The 25,202-nt window shown below is 48.7% G+C and carries 17 protein-coding genes and 1 pseudogene; 8 read left to right on the top strand and 10 right to left on the bottom strand.

Annotation, left to right across the window (positions count from 1 at the left end):
• Window positions 1-80: 80 nt before the first annotated feature.
• The gene (locus tag H6H02_RS21805) at window positions 81-452 is read right to left on the bottom strand and encodes a PhoD-like phosphatase N-terminal domain-containing protein (protein ID WP_190821688.1); all 372 of its coding nucleotides are present in this window, start codon (window positions 450-452) and stop codon (window positions 81-83) included.
• 399 nt (window positions 453-851) lie between these two features.
• Here H6H02_RS21805 and H6H02_RS21800 point away from each other — a divergent pair, with 399 nt between their 5' ends.
• Window positions 852-1,232 carry a response regulator gene (locus tag H6H02_RS21800; protein ID WP_190821686.1) on the top strand — a complete coding sequence of 127 codons (381 nt, stop codon included), beginning with the start codon at window positions 852-854 and terminating at the stop codon, window positions 1,230-1,232.
• Window positions 1,233-1,256: 24 nt separating this feature from the next.
• Here H6H02_RS21800 and H6H02_RS21795 read toward each other — a convergent pair whose 3' ends face one another.
• Both H6H02_RS21795 and mnmE read right to left on the bottom strand, forming a co-directional pair.
• A complete protein-coding gene (locus tag H6H02_RS21795; RefSeq protein WP_190821684.1) occupies window positions 1,257-1,859 on the bottom strand; it encodes a class I SAM-dependent methyltransferase in 603 nt (200 codons plus the stop codon).
• A 136-nt stretch (window positions 1,860-1,995) separates the two neighbouring features.
• The gene (gene mnmE / locus H6H02_RS21790) at window positions 1,996-3,381 is read right to left on the bottom strand and encodes a tRNA uridine-5-carboxymethylaminomethyl(34) synthesis GTPase MnmE (RefSeq protein ID WP_190821682.1); all 1,386 of its coding nucleotides are present in this window, start codon (window positions 3,379-3,381) and stop codon (window positions 1,996-1,998) included.
• Between the two features lie 59 nt (window positions 3,382-3,440).
• Between mnmE and H6H02_RS21785 the strand changes: the two genes are divergently transcribed.
• Together H6H02_RS21785 and H6H02_RS21780 are read left to right on the top strand one after the other, a co-directional pair.
• Window positions 3,441-4,439, top strand: a complete 999-nt coding sequence (locus H6H02_RS21785; protein ID WP_190821680.1) for a mechanosensitive ion channel domain-containing protein — start codon at window positions 3,441-3,443, stop codon at window positions 4,437-4,439.
• The gene (locus H6H02_RS21780; protein ID WP_190821678.1) at window positions 4,414-5,550 is read left to right on the top strand and encodes a mechanosensitive ion channel domain-containing protein; all 1,137 of its coding nucleotides are present in this window, start codon (window positions 4,414-4,416) and stop codon (window positions 5,548-5,550) included. The genes H6H02_RS21785 and H6H02_RS21780 overlap by 26 nt, the downstream gene beginning before the upstream one ends.
• 100 nt (window positions 5,551-5,650) lie before the next feature.
• Here H6H02_RS21780 and H6H02_RS21775 read toward each other — a convergent pair whose 3' ends face one another.
• The 3 genes and pseudogenes from H6H02_RS21775 to H6H02_RS21765 all read right to left on the bottom strand — a co-directional run bounded on the left by H6H02_RS21775 (window position 5,651) and on the right by H6H02_RS21765 (window position 7,710).
• Window positions 5,651-6,148 carry a hypothetical protein gene (locus tag H6H02_RS21775; RefSeq protein WP_190821675.1) on the bottom strand — a complete coding sequence of 166 codons (498 nt, stop codon included), beginning with the start codon at window positions 6,146-6,148 and terminating at the stop codon, window positions 5,651-5,653.
• An 871-nt stretch (window positions 6,149-7,019) separates the two neighbouring features.
• Window positions 7,020-7,259: pseudogene (locus H6H02_RS27955) on the bottom strand (SulP family inorganic anion transporter); the annotation flags it as partial.
• 244 nt (window positions 7,260-7,503) lie between these two features.
• Window positions 7,504-7,710, bottom strand: a complete 207-nt coding sequence (locus H6H02_RS21765; RefSeq protein WP_190821673.1) for a hypothetical protein — start codon at window positions 7,708-7,710, stop codon at window positions 7,504-7,506.
• Between the two features lie 17 nt (window positions 7,711-7,727).
• On the opposite strand from H6H02_RS21765, the gene H6H02_RS21760 reads away from it, so the two are divergent.
• The 3 genes from H6H02_RS21760 to H6H02_RS21750 all read left to right on the top strand — a co-directional run bounded on the left by H6H02_RS21760 (window position 7,728) and on the right by H6H02_RS21750 (window position 12,140).
• Window positions 7,728-9,569 (top strand): family 10 glycosylhydrolase, encoded by a 1,842-nt coding sequence (locus tag H6H02_RS21760; RefSeq protein ID WP_190821671.1) that lies wholly within the window; start codon window positions 7,728-7,730, stop codon window positions 9,567-9,569.
• A 301-nt stretch (window positions 9,570-9,870) separates the two neighbouring features.
• A complete protein-coding gene (locus H6H02_RS21755) occupies window positions 9,871-11,211 on the top strand; it encodes a Mur ligase family protein (RefSeq protein ID WP_347342635.1) in 1,341 nt (446 codons plus the stop codon).
• 101 nt (window positions 11,212-11,312) lie between these two features.
• Window positions 11,313-12,140 carry a type 1 glutamine amidotransferase gene (locus H6H02_RS21750; protein WP_190821669.1) on the top strand — a complete coding sequence of 276 codons (828 nt, stop codon included), beginning with the start codon at window positions 11,313-11,315 and terminating at the stop codon, window positions 12,138-12,140.
• 162 nt (window positions 12,141-12,302) lie between these two features.
• On the opposite strand, the gene H6H02_RS21745 is transcribed toward H6H02_RS21750, so the two are convergent.
• Window positions 12,303-15,128: an MHYT domain-containing protein gene (locus H6H02_RS21745; RefSeq protein WP_190821667.1), complete on the bottom strand. Its 2,826-nt coding sequence runs from the start codon at window positions 15,126-15,128 to the stop codon at window positions 12,303-12,305.
• Window positions 15,129-15,386: 258 nt separating this feature from the next.
• The gene (locus H6H02_RS21740; protein ID WP_190821665.1) at window positions 15,387-17,234 is read right to left on the bottom strand and encodes a DUF3685 domain-containing protein; all 1,848 of its coding nucleotides are present in this window, start codon (window positions 17,232-17,234) and stop codon (window positions 15,387-15,389) included.
• 607 nt (window positions 17,235-17,841) lie between these two features.
• On the opposite strand from H6H02_RS21740, the gene H6H02_RS21735 reads away from it, so the two are divergent.
• On the top strand, window positions 17,842-18,390 hold the full coding sequence (locus H6H02_RS21735) for a peptidoglycan-binding protein (RefSeq protein WP_190821662.1): 549 nt from the start codon (window positions 17,842-17,844) through the stop codon (window positions 18,388-18,390).
• A gap of 210 nt (window positions 18,391-18,600) precedes the next feature.
• Here the strand turns inward: H6H02_RS21735 and H6H02_RS21730 are convergent, their stop codons facing one another.
• Window positions 18,601-20,553, bottom strand: a complete 1,953-nt coding sequence (locus tag H6H02_RS21730) for a hypothetical protein (protein WP_190821660.1) — start codon at window positions 20,551-20,553, stop codon at window positions 18,601-18,603.
• A gap of 342 nt (window positions 20,554-20,895) precedes the next feature.
• Here H6H02_RS21730 and H6H02_RS21725 point away from each other — a divergent pair, with 342 nt between their 5' ends.
• The gene (locus tag H6H02_RS21725; RefSeq protein WP_190821658.1) at window positions 20,896-24,243 is read left to right on the top strand and encodes a pentapeptide repeat-containing protein; all 3,348 of its coding nucleotides are present in this window, start codon (window positions 20,896-20,898) and stop codon (window positions 24,241-24,243) included.
• Between the two features lie 489 nt (window positions 24,244-24,732).
• Here the strand turns inward: H6H02_RS21725 and H6H02_RS21720 are convergent, their stop codons facing one another.
• Window positions 24,733-25,197: a Fur family transcriptional regulator gene (locus H6H02_RS21720; RefSeq protein WP_190821656.1), complete on the bottom strand. Its 465-nt coding sequence runs from the start codon at window positions 25,195-25,197 to the stop codon at window positions 24,733-24,735.
• Between the last annotated feature and the right edge of the window lie 5 nt (window positions 25,198-25,202).

Here is a 25,202-nt window from a genome sequence, read left to right as displayed (position 1 = left end):
ACGACTTTTGTCGTGTGGAAACTGCCTTGTGCGGGGTCGCGGTAGATGTTGATATCAGCTAAATCCTGGGAGGTGACTCACTAGAATATCTGCTGATTCAGTGGCAAGTCAGCTCGATAAATCTGTGCCGTGAAGTCTCTGTTTTCCAGGACGGCTAGTCCCACGACCCGCTGCACATTCCGGAATGACTCGGTTGTCGAATATTCCACAATCATTCGTCCAGGGCGATTGCAACGGCTCCACACGACGGCGCTGTTGCCTGTGATGTCGCCGCTAGCAACCCCAAATGGAATTTGCGGACGCATCTTATCCGATGTCACAATAGCAGGGGCAGCGACTTGTGCTTGTCCAGATTTTGATAACAAATCTGCGGCAACGATCCCGCCGCCAGTCAGGGCACAGCCAAGTAGAAACTGGCGACAGTTCAGCCGCGATCGCAGTTTTTCTTCCATAAATTTAAAATTATTAGTTATAACCGATACATAGAGTTTAATAAAAATTAGAACCTAAAGATGGCTCTGTATGCTTACGTACAAGGATATTGACCAAATTCGGCTTTTCCGTATTTCTGCGGATTTGTACAAAATCTTTACAACTTTTCAGGAAAAATTAGGAATAACTTTGAAGATTGAGTGAAGATGTTCGTTGATTGATAATCTGATTCCAGAGCGATCGCTTAAAATATAACGGAAATAACCCGGAAAAATTACGTGCATTTACGTAAACACTTTTTAGACTCATAAGCGAAAATGAGCGGAAGTAGATAAGTTTTATCTAACTAGACGCAATTTAACTTGGGGTGCGCTCATTTTTTCCTGCGAACATTTGAACCTCGTAAGTAGGTAGGAGTTATGACTACAGTTCTAGTGGTGGAAGACAGTCACACGCAACGGGAGATGATCTCACACCTTCTGCAAGAGAGCGGGCTGAGTGTTACTGTGGCTTGTGATGGTGTCGAAGCGCTGGAGCAAATGAAGGGCAATTGTCCGGATTTAGTGGTGCTAGATATTGTGCTGCCCCGGATGAATGGCTACGAAGTTTGCCGTAAAATTAGAGCCGACTCCAAAACCCAGAAGGTAGCTGTGGTGATGTGTTCAGCCAAACGGGAAGAATTCGATCGCTACTGGGGAATGAAGCAAGGCGCAGATGCCTATATTTCTAAGCCCTTTGAACCCCACGAGCTAGTAGGAACCGTTAAACAATTGCTGCGAGAAACAACGGTGAGAAGCTAGGTTCGGGATCGGGGTGAGCAATGCCTACTCTCCTTGCCCACTTTGCCCATAAGTTCGCTGATAAAGCCGCGATCGCACGCGGCTACACATGATTTCATCTAAGCAAAGCCATCCCCATTCCGGCTTCAAGTGAGGGCGCTTGTTTGGGGTAATAATTATCATTGAATGGGCAATTAGACCTAGTTGGTAAACAACGATAGGCAAACGTGACTCTGGCAGCAAATGCATCGCAAAGCTGCACACAATCAAACTATAATCCCGGTCGTTGAGAATTCCAGAGGCAATGTCCTCAAAAGTATAGGGTTCAGCTTCTTTACCCGTGCGATTTAAATAGGCGTTGTAGGTGTAGGGATCGATGCCATCAATGTTGTTACATCCTAAACTTTGCAGCGCTAAAGTCACTTCGCCGCTGCCACAAGCTAAGTCTAATACTTTGTGAAAATCTAGCTGCCATTGACTAACTGCAAGTTGCAAAACTTTTTGAATGGCGGACTCTTGAGGATTTCGATATTCATCTCCAAATTGTTCGTAGAAACCTTGGACGCTATATTGTTCGTATCCTTTCCGAATCGCTTGGCGCTGGTTAGGAGCGGTAGATTTGCCTGAGTTTTGTTTGTGCTTGTGCATAATATTAAATTGTCTGTATTGTGATTACACCCTCAGCCTAAATGGGGCTGTACAAACAATTAGCCCTACCTGCAAAATCAACAGAATCAGGAAGTTGGGTAATAGAGATTTCTAAAAACCATTCCCTATCCCTTCCTTATTTCCCAATACAAAACCGGCTAAAAATGCGATCGAGAACTGATTCGGTGACTTCCTCGCCGGTGATTTCTCCTAAAGCTTGAATGGCACCTCGCAAGTCAATTGTCCAGAAGTCGAGAGGGAGTTGATCGGTAATAGTAGCCAGCACTTGTTGCAAAGAAGTTTTAGCCCTCGTTAGTGCCGCTGCTTGTCGCTGGTTAATTGCCAAATCTAAGTCAGCTGCCTTGAGGTTGCTGGTATGTACGGCATCCAAAATGGCTTCTTCTAGGGCGTTAATGCCGTGGTTGTGGGCGGCTGCGGTGGGTACAACCCGGTGAATGGTGTCTGGAAGAGACAATTCTGGAATTTCCCCAACCAGGTCAACTTTATTAATAACTAAAATGAGGGGGCGGTGTTGTACCTGTTCGTAGATTTCTCCATCGGCAGGCGTCCAACCGGCTTGGGCATCAATGGTGAGTAGTACCAAGTCAGCGGCTTGGGCGGCATCGCGCGATCGCTCAACCCCAATCTTTTCCACCACATCAGCAGTATCCCGAATCCCCGCAGTATCTAGCACTTGCACGGGAATTCCACCGACGACCAGAGTCGATTCTACAACGTCGCGAGTGGTGCCGGGAAGGTCGGTGACGATGGCGCGATCGCTCCGACTCCAGGCATTCAGCAAACTCGATTTCCCCACGTTGGGACGCCCGACAATCGCCACTTTCAAGCCAGTGCGGAGGAGTTCACCTTGTGCGGCAGTTGCCAAAATTTTCGTAGTTTCTGCCAATATCTGCTCGATTTGGGCGATGATATCCGCTTCATTCAACGGTGGCAAATCTTCCTCAAAGTCGATTCGGGCTTCAATTTCTGCCAAGATATCGAGGCAAGTGGTACGCAGGGAGCGAATTGGCTTTTGCAACTTCCCTTGCAAACCGGCGAGCGCAGATTGAGCCGCTTGAGGCGATTTCGCTCCCACGAGATCGGAAATACTCTCCGCCTGCGTCAAATCCAGACGCCCGTTCAGAAACGCCCGCAGGGTAAACTCTCCCGGCTGTGCTAATTTTGCCCCCGCCTCCAAACACAGCTGCAATACCTGCTGCACTGGCATAATTCCGCCGTGGCAGTGGAACTCTACCACATCTTCACGGGTGTAGGAGCGAGGCGCTTGCATCATCAACAACAGTGCTTCATCTACCACATCATGCGTTTGGGGATCGCGCACATATCCGTAGAGGATGCGGTGAGATTCCCACGGCTGCTTCCCTGGTGCGTGGAAGAGGGTACGCGCGATCGCGATCGCTTCCGCTCCCGATACGCGCACAATCCCCACACTCCCCTGTTGGGGAACAACAGCGGTAGCGATCGCGGCGATTGTTCCCCCCTGCACAAACGTTTCAGACATCTTGCCTTAAGATTCGGGTTAAATGAAAAGCTTATCAATTTCCATTCTGCTGTAATAAAGTGGAAGAATTACCAGAATTAGCAGAAGTTGTGCAATTAGTTTCTTCTCAGGCTCTTGCAGCCTATCAAAAAGTCGTTAAACCTTACGAGGGTTTATTGGGAGTTGTCATTGGGCTAGCGATCGCTGACACTGCCATACACTTAGTCCCGGCTTTTTTTCAGTCGGGTTTAATCGAATTTGCAGTTAGTTTATCTCTCGCGATCGCTGCCTGTTGGTTGGGTTCTCGCCTGTTTAAGCAGGTTTTTGATATCTATCTCTTAGATGCTGCTATCAACAGTGGACGTAAAATCAACAGCGAACTGCTAATCCTGGCTAAATTAATTGCTAATTTTATTATTATATTTTTGATTATCGTTATTTTTGCCGAAACTCATAAAATTAATATTTTTGGTTTGGTCGCTAGTTTAGGGATTGGTGGTTTAGCCGTTGCCTTTGCTGCCCAAAAAACTTTGGAACAAGTATTAGGCGGCATTGTTATTTATCTCGATCGCCCCTTTGTTGTCGATGACTATATTGGCTTGCCAGATGGTATTTTTGGCAGAGTTGAGTCAATTGGCTGGCGTTCCACCAGAATTCGCACCTCTGGCAAAGGAACATTGGTAATCGTACCAAATAGTTCCTTAACACAGGTGAACATTGAGAATTTTTCGGGTGCAAAGAAAGTTATGGCTCTCATCTACTTAAACTTTGACCGGAAAATTGAGAACGAAGAACGTGCCTTAATTCGTCAAGTTATCTTAGACAGTACAGAAGATATTTTTGGCATCGACTCACGCAACACCGAAGTTACGTTTAAAGATTTGGGCAAGGATAGCGAGATAAAAACGCAAGCACAAATTACTTTTTTTATCTTAGGCTCAAGCGAAGTATCGATGGGATTGCGGCGTCAACTCCTCGATATTGCCAGTCAAAATATTACAGATAAATTGAAATATTACGGGATTGCCTTCGACATTGAAGAACCAACAATTTATGTGGATTCACCCATTACTATCTAATCTAAATCTTGCCGATATTCGTCATCAAGTTCTTCAAATCGATATTTCCAAACCCCTTATTTTCTTACTCTTTGTCCTCCTGTCTTTGCTGTTGGGACGATACACGCCTGGTATCAGCAAATTAATCGTCCGCCGCTTTGCCTCGGAGAAAGTAACGAGTATTTATGAAGGCTTGATCGAGCCAATCAAACACTTGTTTAGAGTGGCGGGTACATTCATCCTTATCTCTCTTTCGTTAACCTGGATTGAAGATTATCAAGCACTTTATAAATTAATCAAACCTTTTTTAGATTTAGCGGTCATTATTAGTGTAGCTTGGTTAATCTCCCGATTATTTCGGCAGTTTATCCGAATTTATGGGATTGATTTACTTGGGAAATTTGGTCGAGATTTTGATGAACTGATTCTCGTAATTGAGACTTTAATGAATGTTGCTCTCGGCTTCATCGCCATTCTGGCTTTTGCTCAGAGCCAGCAATTCAATTTAGTGGGCTTGGTGGCAAGTTTAGGGATTGGTGGCTTGGCAGTGGCGTTTGCGGCTCAAAAGACTCTAGAGCAGCTTTTAGGGACGATTGTTTTGTATTTGGATCGCCCTTTTGTTCCTGGGGATTATATTCGTCTTCCTTCAATTGGCAATGTACCCGGAGGTTTATTTGGTCGCGTTGAATCGATTGGCTTGCGCTCTACTAAGATTCGCACGGCGGCTAAAAGTACGTTATATATTGTGCCCAATTCCACATTGGCAAATTTAGAAATTGAGAATGTGACGATGGGCAAGAAAGTAATGGTTTTACTTTATCTAGATTTTTTTCGGTTACTAGAAGATCGGGAACAGGCGCTAGTACAGCAAGTCATTAATCAGAGTACAGACTCCGTGTTCGGGATCGATCCCGGTAGTACAAATATTACGTTAATGAATAATGCGGAAAAGCAAACAACGAGAGCGAGGGTAACGTTTTTTATTCTGGGTTCCAGTGAAAACTCGATTCAACTGCGAAAGCATCTACTGGAATTGGCGAACGAAAAAATCTCTAAGCATCTGATCGAGTATGGCATAGAGTTTAAGATGCAGGAACCAACAATTTATGTGGAGTCACCAGTGACTCTTTAATGATGCCTATATAGTTCTGGCTAGAGTGCGTCTGGTTAGAGTGCGTCATGCCATCCTACCGACTGTCAGTGCGTTAGTCATCTTGCAGGATGCTCGCCATTCAAGCAGTGATGGCTGTCCACTCTACCGACTGATTGCTGGGAACCTCAAATCGAATGGCGGTGGTAGCCCAGTTTTTAAAATCCGGTGCCATCCGAGTCAGTTTTTGCAGAATTTCATCACTCACCCATAACACTAGCGGAAAAGCGAACTGTTTGCGGAACTGATTCCGGACGAGGTTCGTCGAGGTAAGTACTTGATTAATGTCCACCACGGACTCTAAACCGAAAACCATCAAGGCTGGCGGCTGCTGATCTTCAATTGTTTTTTGAATCGTTGTATAAAGCGTCTTCACTGAAGGATGCAGGACGATTTCTTGAATTTCGACTGAGGAGAGTTCTTTCAGCAGCTTCGCCATCTGCTCCTGTAACTGGGGATAGTTGCAGGACACTAAAATCAGCGAGAACTCACCTTGAGAAAGCGCGATCGCCTTGGCGAGTCTTCTAAGCGATCGCTTGTGGTTTGCCTGGACATCTTCTGAATCATAAAGCTCAGTCATGGCGGGTACCAAAGGGAGTTTAATTAACATTTTTCCAATCGAGGTTTTTTTTTACTTCCTTATATCGGGTGATTTTGGGATCGCTCAGCCGAGGGCACTCTAACAAGACAATGACTGGTATCTTATTTTTCCGTGATCTCTATCACCTAATTTAAGTGATCTCAGCTTGTCTGTCCAAAAGGAGCCAGACGAATCCTGAGCTTGAATTGAGTATCCTGTAGAGGTTGTGGAGTATGCGTACACCCTGTTATTGGGTACACAGAGGGATTCGGGTTTTCCTTAAACAAAAAATAGATTGTAATAAAAATTAACATATCGTTAGGTTTCTTAAAGCTACAAGTGCTGGCTCTGGACAGAGAATGCAAGTGGCTTTAGAGATAACGACCCGCGATATGCTATGAGCGCGATCGCATTGATGGAGGCTGGCGGTAGAGGGCGAATGTCTTAGAGCGCTACGTATTCTAGGAAAAGCCGCAACTCTAGTTTTTGAAAACGCCGACAGCTTGTGTCTACGTTAAAAAGCTTTATTCATAAAATTCATAAGGGTTGATTGCCGCTATGCAAACATTGCACACCTGCCTGATGAAACCACGGAAAGAAATAGAAATTTCTGACAAGGCAACCGCAGGAGTCTTGGCTCTTTGTGAGAGATTTAGAAACCAATCCGCCTCTTCCTGGGCTGTATAAATCAAAACTGTAGCAGACGCGATAGTAGCTTTGGGGGATTTATTACGTAATCTTCAGATTTATTGACCCAAACCCAACTTATGGCAGATGCGGGTACGCGAAAGTTCGTAAAGTAGGCGAGCGCCCTTCCACATTTGAACGCCAAGAAAGCGATTGCGCCTCTACTTCGAGAAGGCTTCTGTTCCCCTGAGAGAAGGGTTTTCCCACCAGAACAAACATGGATGGCAGTGTGGGCGATCGCGCCGATAGCCGGAATTCCCCCAAAGGAGGATGATATTCGCTAAGCCTTGACCCCTAAGTTCGCGATCGGTATCGTGTTTCTCACTCACGGTCATCCCATCTGCCACAACTGCTGAGAGTAAAAATTCGATGCCAAAGCCGGATTGATCGGTTTTTGAATTAACCCAAAATCATTCCAGCCAGGACTTACGCAGAGATTCCGCTTGCATCCCCCTTTTTAAAGGGCTGGTTTCATACAATCAACGAAAATATCGACGCATGGTGACATTTTGTAGGGGCATGGCAATCAAAAAGCCACTACCGCCAACCAAAATCAACGTTACAAAATTTTCTTTTAATCAATGAAACCACCCTGCTTACATCTCCCTTTTTAGGAGGGACTTTTTCTGTCCCCACCTTTTCAAGGAGGGTTAGAGGGGATCTAGACTTCAAGCTTTCAGTGCGTAAGTCTTGTGTATCCTGGTTGGACTTGCCTCATCCTTAACCTCATCATTAAAAGGAGCGATCGCTATTCTTCGATGACCAATGATTTCCATGACACCACAACTTTTGCCTAGCCAACTTGCTGCAACCTTTGCCGAAATGCCCAAGTCATGATTTGTGGTTCCATAATATTTGGGTAAATTTTTGTACAACCCTATTGAGGTAGATATTGAAATACTCTGTCAAACGACTTTTTACGAGCCTCGCAGACGGGCTAGTTTGGTTTAGCCGCACCTTTGGACGTCAGGCCTGGTTTGTCTTCCTGGTCGCTTTTAGCTTCTGCATGACGCTGGTAAACCCCGCTGCATTTGCTCAGACAAAATTTGTGGATGTGCAAGGACTTTGGGCGCAACCCTGTATAGAACAGTTGGCACAGAAGCAGATTATTAGTGGCTACCCGGATGGGAGTTTTCGACCGAGGGCACCCGTAACCAGAGGTGAGTTTGCTGCGATGGTTGGCAAAGCTTTCCCCAATGCAGCGGAAGTTCGTAGCGGCGGTCAATTTGCGGATATCCCAGCAAATTACTGGGCGGTAGATGCAATTCGGAAAGCCTATAAAAAGGGATTTATGTCGGGTTATCCGGGCGGGGTGTTCAAGCCGAACGAAAAAATCCCGCGATCGCAAGCGTTGGTATCTTTGGCGAGTGGTTTGAAGTATTCCCCCACTCAGGCGGTGAGTAGCACCTTGACTGGGGCATTTACCGATGCAAGGGCAATTCCCGCCTATGCGCGGAATGCGATCGCTGCTGCAACCGAAAAACAAATCGTAGTCAATTACCCCAACGTCAAGACACTCAATCCAAATCAGTTGGCAAGTCGTGCCGAGGTTGCGGCTTTCTTGTGTCAAGCTACCGGAACAGGTGGATTAGTGCCTTCCCAATACATCGCTAGCGTTGGGACTCCGCCAAGCGCATCAAGAGAGATTCGGGGGGTATGGCTGACGAATATCGATAGTGACGTGTTGTTTGAGCGCGAGCGCCTGAGCAAAGCCCTGCAACGCCTCGATGAGCTAAATTTCAATACCGTTTATCCTACCGTTTGGAACTGGGGTTATACCTTATATCCCAGTGCTGTAGCCCAAAAAGTCACTGGGCGATCGCTCGATCCCGCCCCAGGCTTACAAGGACGAGACATCCTCAAAGAAATTGTAGACCAGGGACACCAAAAAGGCATGGCAGTCATCCCCTGGTTTGAATTCGGCTTCATGGCACCCGCTGATTCTGATCTCGCCAAACGCCACCCCGAATGGCTACTCAAAAAGCGCGACGGTTCCCAAACTTGGAAAGAAGGAACGCATAATCGAGTTTGGCTGAATCCGATGCGTCCCGAAGTGCAAAATTTCATCCAAGATTTAGTCGTCGAAATTGTTAGCAAATACGATATTGACGGGATTCAATTTGATGACCACTTCGGCTTTCCCGCCGATTTTGGCTACGACGCCTTCACCGTCGAACTGTACAAGAAAGAAAACGGTGGGAAATCTCCTCCCGCCAACGCCCAAGATCCTCAATGGATACGCTGGCGAGCTGACAAAATTACTGCCTATCTGAAACAGTTGTTCAAAGCGGTCAAAGACCGCAAACCCAACGTTATTTTTGCCCTTTCTCCCAATCCCCAAGAATTCTCTTACAACTCCTTTCTAGCCGACTGGCAGAAGTGGGAACAGCAGGGGCTGATTGAGGAACTGATCGTCCAAATCTATCGGGATGACCTGAGCCGCTTTATTGGGGAATTAGAGCGACCAGAAGTCAAAGCAGCGCAGCGTCATATCCCCGTCGCCATCGGCATTCTCAGCGGCGTGAAACCTCACCCAGTTAAGGCTGCACAAATTCAGGAGCAAGTTGCAGCAGTTCGTCAGCGCGGATTTGCCGGGATGTCCTTCTTCTTCTACGAAAGCTTGTGGAATATGACCCCAGAAAAGCCAGACCTTAGACAGGCTGCTTTCAAAGAACTCTTCCCCGCGTCTGTAGAACGACCAAATCTTTTGGACGGCTGGAAGGCATCTAATTAGGAATGCGGACTAAATAACGGGTAATCATTCACGTTTTGTAGGCGTATGGTACAAACACGCCCCTATAGTCATGCTCCTAAGCAGGAAATTGGAGGCTAATAAATCTACTGCGAGTTTGTGTAGCCGGTAGGGACAAGAAATCTGTTTCTCTGAGCTATTGGGTACTTTTACTCATCATTGACAGGGGATTTACAGCCAAGTACGGTAGAATGCTGACGAGCAAAGCAGCGCTCAGTAAGTAAGTAGCAGTAAAGCCGCGACGAAAGCGTGCGGCTTGTGTAGCCGGGGCAGGAGTGTGGTGGTGAGAATATCGCTTTTAGATAGGTTACGGCTGGGCGTAGCAGTCGGGACAGCAAAGACAGTGACGCGGCTGGTGCGCCTGCTGCGTTTGGGGGCTGCTAGCGTTTTACCGGGAGAAATTGCCGGACGCATTCAGCCGCAGCTGTTGTCGCTGCTGTCTAGTCAGGTAAAGCACGGCGTGATTTTCATTGCGGGGACGAATGGAAAGACAACGACATCGCTGCTGTTGCGGACAATGCTGGAACGTCAGGGATGGCGCGTTGTTCACAATGCAGCGGGTGCCAATCTGGTGAATGGATTAATCACGGCACTGCTAACCAACACTAATTTAATCGGACAGCTCAACGCTGACTATGCAATTTTAGAGGTAGATGAAAATATTCTGCCAAAGGTTTTGCCGCCGGTTCAGCCAAAATTGATTCTGTGTTTGAATTTATTTCGGGATCAGCTGGATCGGTACGGTGAAGTGGATATGATTAGCCAGCGTTGGCAGAAAGCGATCGCCCAATCCAAAGATACGGTGGTAATCTTAAACGGCGACGACCCCACCTTGTCTCATCTGGGTCAACAGTTATCGCAACGAGTTTTATTCTTCGGTTTAAGCGAACCCGACGCTTATCTTGACGAAATTCCTCATGCAGTAGATTCTATATATTGTCCCAGGTGCGGACATTCTCTCGATTATCAGGGCGTCTACTTATCTCATCAGGGCGATTATCGATGTCCTAGCTGTGGCTTTGAAAAAAGCCCCCTGGCAATCGATAGTCGCCAATGGCCTCAGATTTTGATAGGGATTTACAACAAATACAACACGCTGGCGGCTATTTTAGCGGCGCAAGAAATTGGCGTTGATACCGCAAATATCCTGGACACGATTAAAAACTTCCATGCAGCTTTTGGACGGGCGGAGGAATTAGAAGTCGCCGGGAAAAAGGTGCGGATTTTGCTATCAAAAAATCCCGTGGCGCTGAATGAAACCATCCGCGCTGTAAATCAGCAAAGAAGCCACGGTGGTTCCTCCACAACGCTGATGGTACTAAACGATCGCACCCCAGACGGTACCGATGTCTCTTGGATTTGGGATGTAGACACCGAGAAATTGGTGGAACAGGGAGGAACGGTGGTAGTCAGCGGCGATCGCGTTTACGATATGGCGTTGCGCCTGCAATACAGCCAAGCAGACGAGGAACATGGCTGCAAACTGATCGTGAAAGAAGATTTGCAAGAAGCGATCGCCACTGCTTTAGAACACACCGCCACCGGCGAAACGCTGCACATTCTACCGACTTACTCAGCGATGCTAGAAGTCCGTGGTATTTTGACCGGACGAAAAATTCTGTAGAAAGAAAGACCTCGGTACGCAAAGAATCGCCTTCCTTTGCGTACCTCTGCGATTTCCTTGGCGCTACTTTGCGTTAAAAATCCAAAAATTTGACTGTCACCATGAATCCCGAACAACTTGAACTCACAATTGGCTGGCTTTATCCGACGCTGATGAGTACCTACGGCGATCGCGGGAATGTCATCTGTTTACAGCAACGCGCCCAATGGCGGGGGATCAAAGTCAACATCATGCCCTTAGATCGGGACGCCCCCGCAGAGCAATTTCGCCAAGTCGATGTAATCGTGGGTGGCGGCGCACAAGACCGACAGCAGGAAATCGTCATGCGCGATTTGCGCCAAGGCAAAGCAGAAGCGATCGCCCAGAAAATTGAAGCAGGAACGCCTGGGGTATTTACTTGCGGATCGCCCCAACTGCTGGGACACTATTACGAACCCGCACTAGGGCAACGGATTGAAGGATTGGGTTTATTGGATTTTGTTAGTAAGCATCCGGGGCCAGATGCCCGTCGCTGTATCGGTAATGTCGTGTTTGAGATAACGGCGTCGCGATTGGCGGAGGATTTGCGAAAGATGTCGGAGGATGCACCTCTGGTCATTGGCTTTGAAAATCACGGCGGACGCACTTATTTAGGTGAGGTGGAACCCTTGGGACGTGTGATTAGCGGTTATGGGAATAATGGGGAAGATGGGATGGAAGGAGCATTTTATCGGAATGCGATCGCAACCTACTCTCATGGCCCGCTTTTACCCAAAAATCCCGCAATTGCTGACTGGCTGATTCAAACTGCACTTGCAGAAAAATATCAAACGCCAATTTCTTTAAAACCCCTGGATGATGTCTTGGCTATGCAGGGGCGAGAAGCGATGTTTAAAAAGTTGGGCGTCAAGGTGCCAGCGGCTTCTGCACAGCGGGGATCGAGAAATTAGGGCAGTTCTGACTTGAACTCGGAACCTCACCCCCAACCCTTCTCCGTTGACGGAGAGGGGCGAATATTAAACCCATCTCTCAGAAAAGCGGGGACGGGCAGGGGTGGGGTTAAACTCCCCGTCCCAGACGAGATTGATTGCGTCTGGAGACGATTCTCCGATTCATCCGCATCGTCCAGATAAATGGGCGATCGCTGCCACCAACGCTAATGGTTTCACGGGCTTCGCGACGTGTGTCTGAAAGCCAGCTTTGACAGCCCGCGAACGATCTTCTTCTCTGGCATACGCTGTCAGAGCCAAAGCTGGAATTCCTTTTTGTTGTGCATCCAGCGCCCTAACTTTGCGGATGAAAGTATAGCCGTCCTCTTTCGGCATATCGATGTCGCTCACTAGGACATCCGGACGCCAATCTGAAGCATCGTCAGTTAAAACTGTCATTGCCTCTTTTGCGGATGCAACTGCCATCACTTCGCCTCCGTAGTGTTGCAAGATAACCGTCAGCAACTCACGGGCATCGGCTTCATCATCGACTATCAGCACTCGCAATCCGTTGAGTCCTGGAGGACACTCTGAGAGTCCTTCGTTGTCCCTTGTCCAGAATCCCTGCTCTATATCCTTTGGCTCGACGAGGACAGCTAGGATCGGCAGCTTCACTGTAAAGGTTGCGCCTTTTCCTTCTCCCGGACTTTCGGCAAAAACCGTACCTCCGTGCAGTTCTACCAAGTGGCGGGCGAGGGCTAGCCCCAATCCCAGTCCGCCGTATGACCGGGTGATGGAGCTATCGGCTTGCCGAAACCGATCGAACACATAGGGGAGAAAATCGGCAGTGATCCCCCTTCCGGTGTCGCTGACTTGAATCTGAACCCAAGAGTTATTCCGCTCTAGCCGCACCTCGACTCGCCCCCGCTGGGGTGTAAACTTCACTGCATTCGATAGTAAATTCCAGACAACCTGCTGTAAGCGGTCTGGATCGCCGCAGATTAGCCCTGCCGAGGGATCGAGGAAAGACTCCAATCGAATAGACTTGGCACCCGCAGCCGGTTGGATGGTCGCGATCGCAGCTTCAATGACGGAGGATAGCTCTAGCGGACGGACATACAGGCAAAATTTCCCCTGAATAATTCGTGACACATCCAGAAGATCCTCAATTAGCTGTGTTTGCGACCGGGCATTCCGCTCAATCGTCTCCATTGCCCGCGCAATAATCGCTTCGTCCAGCTTCCGAGTCCGAAGCAACTGAGTCCATCCCAGCATTGAGTTGAGGGGGGTGCGAAGCTCGTGGGAGAGGGTTGCTAAGAACTCATCCTTCATGCGGTTGGTTTCTTCAGCCACCATTCTCGCCTGTTGTTCGTAAACGAGCAGTTTTTCGCGCTCTTGTTCGGCTTGCTTGCGATCGCTAATGTCTATACAAGAGCCGATATAACCGACAAAGTTTCCGCCTGGAGTCAGCCGGGGAACGCCTTGATCAAAAACCCAGCGATACTCACCATCAAAACGCCTCAGGCGGTATTCCACTTCAAAACTTTCGCGGGCATCAAAGGCAGTGCGATATGTTTCTACACACTGCTGAAGATCGTCAGGATGGAGGCTTTGCGTCCAACCCATGTCCATCGATTCTTCTAAAGTCCTGCCAGTAAAGTCGAGCCAGCCTTTATTAAAATAATGACAACTTTTGTCGCAATCGCACATCCACAACATTACGGGAGCCATATCTGCCATCAAACGAAATCGTTGTTCGCTTTCCCGCAGCGACTCCTGCGATCGCTGACGCTCGGTAATGTCGCGGTAAGCGATTGCGATACCCGCTACACTCTTCACATCTAGTAAATTATTGGCGATCGCTTCAAAATCTCGCCAAGAACCATCGGCTTTCTGGATGCGAAACTGTGCGGTAACTTTGCTAGTTGGAGATTTGCTAGTTGGAGAATTCAGTGCAGCTGCTAATAGTTTCTCTGCCTGAGAGCGATCGCTCGGATGAACGATTTCAATCGCTGGTTTCGAGAGCCAAATTTCCGGTTCGTAGCCCAAAATCGATTCAATGGAGGCACTGGTATAGCGAATCGTGCCATCAGCTGCAACAATCACCAGAATATCAGAGGCATTCTGCACTAAAGCCCGGAACCGCTCTTCGCTTTCCCGCAGTGCCTCTGCTCTCGCCATCCCGATTTTCAGGCGTCGATCGACGACAGAACCCAACAGCGCTAGCGCCAGCACGATCGTCGTGGCAATTCCAATCTCAACTGCCAGCCAAGAATTGTCCATCATCAGGGACAACTCCACCCCGGATGGATTGGTTGATTGATAGCTTACCGCTGCCATCCCGGTATAGTGCATCCCTGCGATCGCGCATCCCATCACAATCGCGCTGCCGATCTTTCGCAAGTTCCCGGTTAATGTTGCCGCTGTCCGCAGATGGAAGGCTAAGCACAAAGCGATCCAGGAAGCACTAATCGCGATCGCCATCGAAACTGCCACCAGCCTCAAGTCATAAGTAACGGTCGCTTCTAACCGCGTCCCCGCCATGCCCGTATAGTGCATCGCGGCAATGCCACAGCCCATGAAAATGCCACCCGCGAGTAATCTTCGCCGACCCATTTGTTCGCGGCTAACGATATGCAAAGCTGCGGCGGAAGCGATCGCTGCGACTCCCATCGAAACCAAGACAGTGGGGAAATCGTAAGCCATTGAGATTGGTAGGCAATAGGCGAGCATTCCGATAAAATGCATCGACCAAATGCCACTTCCCATTGCGATCGCGCCTCCCGCTAGCCACAGCTTCCGGGCACGTCCTTGAGCCGCCGTGACTCGTCCCGCTAAATCCAGCGCTGTGTAAGAAGCCGCGATCGCGATCGCCATCGAAAGAACAACCAGGCGTAAATCGTAGGTTGCTATCATCTTGGCTGCATCATCAATTCCCTTTATCTCCATACTGAACGCTGAGATTGTGGTGGCGATCGCATTTTCTGACAATCGGATCGGCTGATTCAAGTCAAGGCTTACGCAATTAATTAGTGTATGCCTGATTCTGTCGTAAAGGCATGGCAATGCCATGCCTTTACAGCGTGTTGACGCGCGTAAGTCTTATCAAGTGTTTAAATTTTATCGGAGCAGTGCTTGAATTCTATTTAACCTTCAGGAATAGCCTGAGTATATTTTCTTATCAGTTAAACTTATGAGAAGGGGCAAAGGGCGAATTGGTAGAATTTCACCGGCTCGTTGTTACCGGCTTTTTTTACCTGCCCTTTTTCATTTCTGGCGTTCGCTATTTTTGCCAAACCGAGTTTCTTGCAACGTCGTGCCAATGCCTTGAATAATCCCGCGTCCAATTAAACCAATGCCTCTCCCAATCACTTGAGTGAGGACGTAAACAACACCGCCACCCAGGAAGGCAACGGTTGAGCGCAGACGCGGCGCGATCGCATCCCTGGTTTCTAAGGCTAGGGTACAAGCGAGTTGGGCACCCCTCAGTTGTTGTAATTCATGAGTGCGGGGGGCATAGATAGAGATTTTTTTGATTCCGATGCCACCCAGCGCCAGCAGAAGATATCGGCTTTCAAAAATTGCGGTTGGTTCACCCACATATCTTTCTAAACGATATTTCCACGATAGATTGTTCCGAAATCGGGCAATTTCCCGCGATGACATCAAACGTCTATCGTAAAAAATCTGTTTAATGACTTCCACATCTGCAAAGTAGTTCAGCAGGGGTTGCACAACACTATTGGCAATTTGAATTAATAAATTCTCCAAGATCGCTTCTGCTCGAACCCGTGCTTCCGGTGTCCCAAAAGAGTAGGAAACATTGTCAATTATCAGAGGAGTTTGAAAAAGCAGATAGTTAATGATGTCGGCAACGAGAGGAATTTTATCTAGAAAAGATTGTTGAATAATTGTTTCATCCTGTAACAGGGTATTGACAATATCTACTTCAAGGTTGCCGACTTGAATCGTGTAATATTTGCCAAAAAAATCAGTAGTAGATGCTTGCCACAAATCCCGCAGAATCATTGAGTGCTTCAGAGCGATCGCTTCCGGCTGTAGTTGGGAAAGCCGCAATTCCTCCAAGACTTCCTCGAATTTACGCAAAATCAGATAAAGCAATTCCCGTTTCTTGTCCTCCAGCAGAATATCAATTTCCAACGGAGAGCCTGTCAGATTCTTGAGTCCGAATTGGAGTTTATTTAAAGTAGCGTCAAGCAGGGGGCTGAGGAGCGAGGATTCAGAAAGCGCTGAGGACTGAGTAGTGAGTGCTGAGTCTAAAGAGGGATTATTCCTGCGCCTCGGCTCCGGAGTGGGGAGAGGGGCACCCCTGCGGCGATCGCGACTTCCTGATACGGGTGCGTTGAGGAAGTCGTTGGGGTTTTCCCCAAAGTTTTGGGTAAAATCTGTCCCTGTCACCGCCACGGGTAACAGCTGATTCACCAGCCACCGGGCTGTCCGCAATTCTCGTTGCCGTCCCGTTAGGATGAACCAGTCTAGTGTCGAAAGATTGGGGTTTTGGACTTGGTTTGTCACCTGGGCGATCGCGGTATCAATTTGCCGCAGTCCAGATTGACGCATTTGCAAGAGCAAGGATGAACGACTTTGCTCTATGACATCTGAGGCTTCTACAGGCGCGTAATTTTGTGTCTGTACGAGTTCTGACCAATAAACTTCCCCAGAGGCGACCTGACGAAGCGCTGGAACCAGAACTGAGAGGTCGGTGCCTTTGGGGCAATAACCCTCGACACCCAGCGTCCTTGCTGCTGTCAGTTCCGGTGGCGTGAGTCGTTGGCTGAGAAGGAATATCGGTAATTTAGGGAATTGCGTCTTGATTTCCTGGCACAGTTGCAACCCGATCGATCCCCCCAAAGACGAGTTAGAGCGACCTAAGTTTAGTTCTAATATCACCAGGTTTGGAGCGTTGTCTGTCCCCACCCCGGCTGCCAAAATCTCCAAAGCAGTAGCCGCGCTATCCGCCTGGGAAATGACTTGCAGCTCCGGAAACGACGCCAATGCAGTGCTAAGACCCAACCGAAAAATCGGGTCATCATCGATTAGCATCAACTTGAAGGGGCGAGAAGTCCCTAGGGAATCCGCTACGCGATCGCTCATCAACAACCTCCTGCTTCACACCGCATTCTCCCTGCTATAACAGATTACTCATTCCAGGGGCGATGCGAACAGAGCGCGATCGCATACAGCCCTTTGGGCATGAAAACAGCGAGGCGAGGCGTTAGCCTAGCGCTAACCTGTCAGTTCGCCACGCTTGGACTTTCCCTTGTATTTTCCACGGTTCGCGATCGCTCCCAGCTAACTATTTTTTTTTGATTTTCTTAGAAAATTTTCTCCTAAATCATCCTCTTTAATCTTCCTATCAGTCTCGTTCAAGCTAAAGAAAAAGTTTTGGGTTTTGGAGCAGACAATGCTTACAAAATGCGATTAGGGCGGGCATTGCTCCTCCTTCTACTACAAAAACATCATCATCTAGTTCTTAGATTAAAAATCGGGTAGCTATTTCTCTAGTCAGATATTTTGCAATTAGAAGCTCTAACTATAGAACTATGCTCAGATTTAGCATCTCCTATAAGCTGACGAAGACATACAAAAGCTGGAAATCATTCAAATTTTCTAATTTGAATGCAAAACAAGTAGGAGGCTTTCTAAGCCACAAACGGTGCATTTATAGCATCTTGTGTTTTTGAAAGAGGAACTGACGCTGATGACAGCAAAATTTTTGAACTCAAATATCAAATCCCTGAGCATTCTTTCTGCGATCGCCTCGATCCCGCTACTCTTAAACGGGATGAGTGCAAACGCTGCCGGGATTAGCGCTCCTCAGATCGTCCCTGAGATGAGTGAGATGCCAATTGATATGCACGCCGAATATGAGCAGCCAAGTCAAATTCAGCAAAAACAAGCGCAGCTGATTCACGATCCGACTGGGCGTAATGAAGGGCCAACTGTGCCGATCGAAAACACAGCACCGCTCGAAAATACAGCGCCGCTCGAAAACACAGCGCCTGCAAAATTTAATCCCCTTGCCCGCTATTCTCCCTCACCTGCTCCCATGCTCAAAAATGGTAGTCAAGGGGTAGTGGTAGCAGAAGTTCAGACAGTATTAAAAGAACAAGGACTCTATAAAGGCGGACTAGATGGCGTGTATGGGGCGCAAACGCGCTCAGCCGTCATCGCCTTCCAGCAGTCGAGAAACTTAAGCCCGGATGGGGTTGTTGGCCCTCGGACTTGGGAAGCGATGATCGCCGCTTAAAGCCGACTGAGAATGATGGACAGTCTCCAGTAGGAGCGTTCCGAACGAAAAAAGGCTCAAAGAGTTGACACTAGGAGTTAACACTAGCAGCTACACAAACCGGGCTGCTTAGGCAGCCCGGTTTGTGTAGCCCCAGAATGAGAGCCTGTGAGAATATTTGCACCCTTTGGGATGTTTTGTTGTCCATCCCCAGTCAGGGGATAGATTACGTCAATCATTCCCCTCCGACTGACGATTACTTTGCTCCGGCTGACGATTCGTTTGAAATTCAGATTGAGATTCAGAAGAATTTTCTTCGACAGACTGCTGAAGTTCAGCTGCCTTTCGTCTCTCAGCTAAGATAGCTTCCCGTTCAGATGCCCAACGAGCGATCGCTCCTTGCGCTTCTCGATAAAGTGCCCGACCGTAGCGAATCCCAGACGCCTTATTGATCGCCGCCGTCAGCCGCCCATCAGCCGCTAAAGCGGTCGCCTCGTTAAGAATCGGCGTATCTTCAGCGATTTGAATTTGAGCCACCCAATCGCTTAGTGCTGCCTGTGCCTCAGAGTACAAAGCACGTCCAGGCGCGATTTTGGAGGCAGCTGCAACTGCCGCCTGGAGATTTCCCTGCTGAGCCAAACCCTTCGCTAAATCTAGGATTGGTCGATCTTCCATCGTCTGGATTGCTTTCGTCCATTGGGCGATATAGGTTTGTGCCTCTATCCGCAAAGGCTGACCCAGCTTTATCTGGCTTCCCTCCGCAACCGCAGCCCGCAAACTCTCCAAAGTTCCTGGTGTTGCTAGCTGTTTGGCTCTGGAAAGGGCAATTCGGTCTTGAATTTGTTGAATTTGCTTCCGCCAGTGGGCAATTTGAGTTTGAGCTTCGATGCGTCCGGGTCGTTCGGGGGCGATCGCTTGAGCTTGGCTAATTGCCAGTTGGAATGTCAACGGTTGATCGAAGCTGGCAATTGTTTCGGCAAATTGCATTTGCAGCCGATCTTGTAAATTCGATTGCCAAAGTGCCTCAGTCACTCGTGCTTGCTGACGAAGGGGACTTTTTGGAGAAATCTGACGCACCGCCGCTTGCGCCTCTAGGAAGCTGAGGATTTTATTTTCCTGAGCCACCGCATAAGAACGACTCAATTGAATCCAGTCTTGAGCTTCCTGATAGACTGAAGCCTCGTTAGGAATCAGCTGGGCAGCAGTAATGGCACGATCGAACTCTTCCTGCTCTAAATGCTGGGCAGTCATTTTTAGCAATTCCTGGCTCCAGCGATTGATTTCGGCTTTTGCCTTCGGTTTGGCATAGGTGTTGGCGTTCACCTTTCCTGCCAAGGCGATCGCTGGTGCGTATCCCTCAGGTGTCTTCGCTTCGGCAAACTTCTGCGCCTCTTCTAGCTGTTGCCAAGCTTTTTTTTCCTGACTCATCCGATCGATCAGTTTATCCAGTTGTTTTTGATCCCAGTAGCGGCTATCAAGACGAGACAACGCTTGTATTTGTAAAGAAGCTTCAAACCACTTTTGTTCTTTTAAAGTTGCTAAGAATTTTTTGGTAATCTCCTGACCCTGCTGCCAATCCCCTTGCCATTGTTTCATCGCCGCTTGCACCTCTGGATACAGGGGGCTAGAGGAGGGAATTTGGCGGGCAATGGCGATCGCTCCCTTTAAATCTCCTTGGTCAATTTTCTGACGGGCGATCGCCAAGAGCGATCGCGACCAGTCCTCCATCATCCGAGTCGCTTCTGGATACACCGGGTTATCCGGAGACAAACTCTTCACAAACTTCATTGCCTCCACCAGCTGGTCTAATTTGCCCGACTGGGCCGCCTCTTGAGCGCAAACTAACCGATCCATTTCCGGAGCCAACGGCGAGATATTTTTGCAGTTAACCTGGGGAGGAATCGTTGCTAGCAAGAAGAAAGCCGCGAGTGCCGTCCCGCCCAACCCGAAGATGATACTCAGCCACAACAGCCACCACTGCCAAATCTTATTTCGCCGTCTCAGCGGTTTCAGAGGCGGCTGCATCTCGGAGGTAGCAGCTTCAGTTTGCTCTGCATCCTCTTCTCGGAGCTTGGTGGCAGCTGCGCTGGCATTCGAGACGACTCTAATGACCAGTTTGCGCCCGTGCCGTTGGCGCAATCGGTTTGCCGTGCGTACTTGAAATTCATGTAATTGTCTTTTCACTACCATCTCACTACCACTACCCTTATCTCCTCGTTTTGCTGCTCCTGCTTGATGACCTCGATCCGGAGCCGAATCGCCCTCAGCGTAAAGGGTCTAAAACTGATGATAAAAGCTTTAAGTTTGTAGGGGTAAAGCTTTGAAAAGTGAATTTAGAGATTGAGCTGATTTTTTCTACCCGTGCTTCGCTCTTACATAAGTTATCCTGAAATTCAACTTAACTAGGGATGATGAACAACAGCTTCTACCCAATTCATCACGATGCGTCGGCACACCAGCCGCCTACACTCCCGATAACATGACTAATAAGTGGCATATTGAGTTATTTCCTGAAATTGAGGTGGGATGAGCCTTAGCATTCGGCATTGGCTGGCGGAGCGCAACATTGATCTGGCGACCTTGAGGCACCCAAGCACTCAGATTGCCGGTATTGCCTTTCGCATTGTCCGGGATATGGAACTCAAGAGCCTGACACCTTTTGATATTAGTGTTTTAGCGGAAGTCTTAGAACTGCCTTTGAGAGCATCTTGGGAAGTGGCAGGTGTAGCAACCCAACTTTGCGTCGGGTTGCTGCGTATCCTGAGTCAAAAAAAGCCCCTCAAGCGCAATGAAGGAACCTGGCTAGTTTTCCAAGTTGCTTACCTGAACGCCTTACAAGGAATTTTAGAACAAGAATCTCAACTGAGAAGACCGTGGCTATCCCGTGCGGGCGTCCCAGGCGAGTCAGAAGACTTGTATGGGCAGGTGTGGGATGCACCCCTTGTCGATCCCCAGTTGCAAGCTTTACTGAAAACTTTGCGTCCCGGACGTCTCACCGATAGTCAGGCAGAACAAGCACTGAGTATCGTGGGCGGCTCTTTTCTCGTGCAGCAGATGAACAGTACCGGCATTGCCTGGTTGATCGCCAATGGTGCCGAGGAAACAGAAGCTAAGCTAATCGCCCAACGCCTGGTTCATGGACTCCCAGGATATCTACTTGCCGCGATCGCTGAAAATGCCCTGCCGCTCGCACAACTACAGAAATTTGTCCAGCTAGGGACTTTATCAACTTGGCAGGATACTCCAGGGGCGGGAAACCCGGATCGCAAGCGGGCTGGGTTCTCAACCACTTTGAATTTTGAGGCAAATCAAAACTCAGACCCGAACACGCTACAATTTCCGCTTAACCTCGAACGAGAACGCTATCGAGCCACCCTTTTACAATCTTTGAGCGAACCGTTGCTGGCAGAACCTTTTGCGCTGAAGGATTTATACGTTCCCTTGAAGGGGGTGCTGCTCGAAGAAAGCTCCAGCCAGTTAGAGACGAAAAATCCCAAGTCAGATCCGACTACAACACCGCTTGCCCCTAACTCCCTGCCGGCGAAACCCGTGGATTTAATGGAGTGGATCTCGACTCAACTGAATGATACGACAAGCATTGCGGCTATCGAGAGTCTTCCGGGCACGGGCAAGACCAGTTTTTGCCAGATACTCGCATCAACCGTTGCCGAAGAGCTTTACCCTATCTGGATGCCGGTGTTCATCCGACTCAAGGACGCTACCTTGGGGCAAACTTTGGAGCAAACGTTGGACTCTGCTTTCCCTTGGGGCAGATTTACCGATGCAGATGGTTGGCTTTCATCGATGCATCCTCCTTGCTTGTTGATTCTAGATGGCTTGGATGAATTGCCCCGCTCAAGTCAGGCAGGGCGTCATTACCATGCCTTCCTGAACCAGCTGATGCAGTTTCAGGCGGAAGCAATGGCGTCTTTTGAGGGCACGCCTCGGCACAAGATTATTCTGACTAGCCGGACAACTGGGCGCGAAGGAGAATATTTCGATCTTGCCTCGACGCTGATCCCTTTGCCCCACGATCTGCGGCGGCGGATTGCGATTCAGCCAATGGAACATGAGGAGTTCCGGGAGTGGTTCAAGCAGTGGTCGAAACTGCAATCGAAAGCGATCGCCCAAGGGTATTTTGCCTTTGTCAAAGAAAGAGGCGGCTTTTCGACTCGTCCCGTCGGCACCCCAGGCGCGGCTAACGTACTCGCTGCCCTCGTCCGCAAGCCTCTGATGCTCTATCTACTAGGCATCTTGCATCGAGATGGACTGCTCAACGACACGATTTTTCACCTGACCTTACCCCAAGCGAAGTTTGAAATTTACGACCGGATTTGCCGCTGGCTCTTGGCATACCCCGATGCTGGCAGTGGTTCTATGCCTTTTGTGATTCGGGAAGGTCTGGGTCATGCTTACCGCAGCAATGATGCGATCGCTCATCTCCTGCAAAACCGACGCCCCCAAGACCTGCGCCACCAGATGCAAGTGGCGGCACTAACCATTCTGCAAACGGGTCGTCATCAAGCCCCCCAATCCGCTGTAGAGGCGACCTTTACCAGAATGGCAACGCAGGCACCGAAACCGATAAACCCCCGTTTACAGCCGTCAGATGACACCCTGCCAGCCTTTTTCTTCCACACTCGCCACTCAGCGATCGGGTTTTCCCACCGCAACCTGGGAGAATATCTCTGCGCGGAAGAAATTGCCACTCAGCTGCAAGCCCTCACTCAGCCAGTCCAAGATACCTACGGTGAATTCACCTTTGCGATCCACTCGCCGGTCAATGTCGCCCAGCATCTTTATCAATTACTGGGTTATGGCGTGTTGTCAGTTGAAATCGAAGACATGGTGATTGAGCGACTGCGGCGGATTTTTGAGCGCAACCCCGCCCAGTTTAGCTTCAATGTTTTGTTTGAACGCCTCTATCGGTTTTATCGCACCTACTGTCGCGGTCGCTGGCTAGATGAAGGAATCGCCCACCAATGTCACGGTCAGTTGCAGGCGTTGCACAACCCGCTAAAAATCTTGCAAATCGATGCCGCCGTTGGGCTAAATGTCTTCTTGTTGCTCAGTGCGATCGCTAAGCAGATGCGCGAAGCCCATCTCGGTCATCGGGCAACGCAGCTTTCTTTCTGGCCTTGCGGCAACCCCGACCTGCCATCTGAATTTGACGCCGAAGCACTGCTGACTTTAATCGGTCGCACCGTTGTCCTCTCTCCCACCGCCTTTTGGCAGAGGGCGCGGCACAGTCTCAGTCAATTACAGCTACGCTCTGCCTGTTTAAATCATGCCCTGTTAGCAGAGGCTAACCTCTGGCAAACTAATCTGTTAGCGGCTGAGTTAGCAGGAGCAAATTTAGCAGGTGCCAACCTCCAACAAGCCAATTTATCTTGGGCGAATCTCTCCGGTGCTGACTTATCAGGAGCCAATCTTGCTGGAGCGAGGTTTGAAGGGGCAAACTTGACAGGCGCTAACCTGCAAAGAACCAATCTTACCTTAGCGAACATCACTCATGCTTGTCTGTTTCAAGCCCAGTTGGATGACCAAAACCACTACTTCGCAAGGAAAAATGGTGCCCTATTTTCCTTGGAAGAGTTTCAGGCATACATTCAAAGTTTGCCCCGTCTCAAACAAACTGGAAGCTCTCAGGAAAAAGGTAATGCAGATTCAGAATCTACAGTATTTCTGATAGAAAGTGCCGAAGGAGAACCGATGTTGCCGGAAGCACTTACGGAGGACGGAGACGATGAAACAGTGATTGCAGAAACTTCTTCTACCCCAGGAGAACCATTGGCATTCCAAGAAGCTCCTAAGGTAGATTACCGATACGATGATGAGACGGCAGTAGTAGAAAACCCTCAACTAAGCAACTAGCTGTTAGGGGTGTTAAAAACTCTAAAACCGTATATAGCAATTCTCTATTGGATGCAGTACAGTTTAACGCCGCCCCTGCCCCTCCTAGTAAACCCAGAGGGTTTTACCCCACGCTTGCCCCTCCCCGTTCACGGGGACGAGTTTAATATTCCCCCCTCTCCGTGGACGGAGAGGGGTTGGGGGTGAGGTTCCGAGTGTATCTATTGCACTCAAATAAGAGGGGTTTCGCTAACGCTCAATCAACCCGCTAGCGCTAGTACGTCTAGTTGAAAATATTAGGTAAACAAAATCTGGCGAAGCGATTGAATCTCCAGTTTTCTAGTTCTCGCTCAACCCACTCAATAAAACTAAACAGTCTGCTTACAAGCATTCTTCACTAAACTTTAATCAACCTGTAGTTACGCAAGACTTTCCGCCCCTTCAGACAGTTTAAAAGCTTATTGATACAACCGCAATTGGTGTTAAACAGTGGATTTATCCCCCTACTGATTACCCGTTGTCTGTTTGAGAGTCAGATTCTGGTAATTTGTACCCGTAGAAGTTAATGCAATATTCACTAATCCGAACCCCTGTTTGTTGTTCAATTTCTTTGAGCAGGGTTTCAGGCAGTTCCACATAAACATCTAAAATTTGATTAGTATCTAGGCAGTTAACGTGACTGTGAGCATCGCTGATATTGCCATACAAACGACCATCCGCACGCTCAATACACTCAATAATGCCTTGAACCGATAGCGCTTCTAAATTTTGATATACCGATGTATGACCGATATCCTTGCCTTGATGATTCAAGCGGTCATAAATTTCGCGCGCCGACAGGTGTTCTTTCGCTTGCCACAGCAATTCCAGAATGAAGCGGCGTTGACGGCTCACGCGCATACCCAGCGCTTGACACCGATTTAAGGCATCCTCTAACGAGCGAATAGGCTTGACCGCTGCCGCTTCTTTTTGCATACTTA

Origin of the sequence: Coleofasciculus sp. FACHB-1120, assembly GCF_014698845.1 — a bacterium.
In the GTDB taxonomy this organism is placed as follows: domain Bacteria; phylum Cyanobacteriota; class Cyanobacteriia; order Cyanobacteriales; family FACHB-T130; genus FACHB-T130.
The sequence above is the reverse complement of the archived record's forward strand: the minus strand, read 5'-3'. Positions and strand labels throughout refer to the sequence as shown.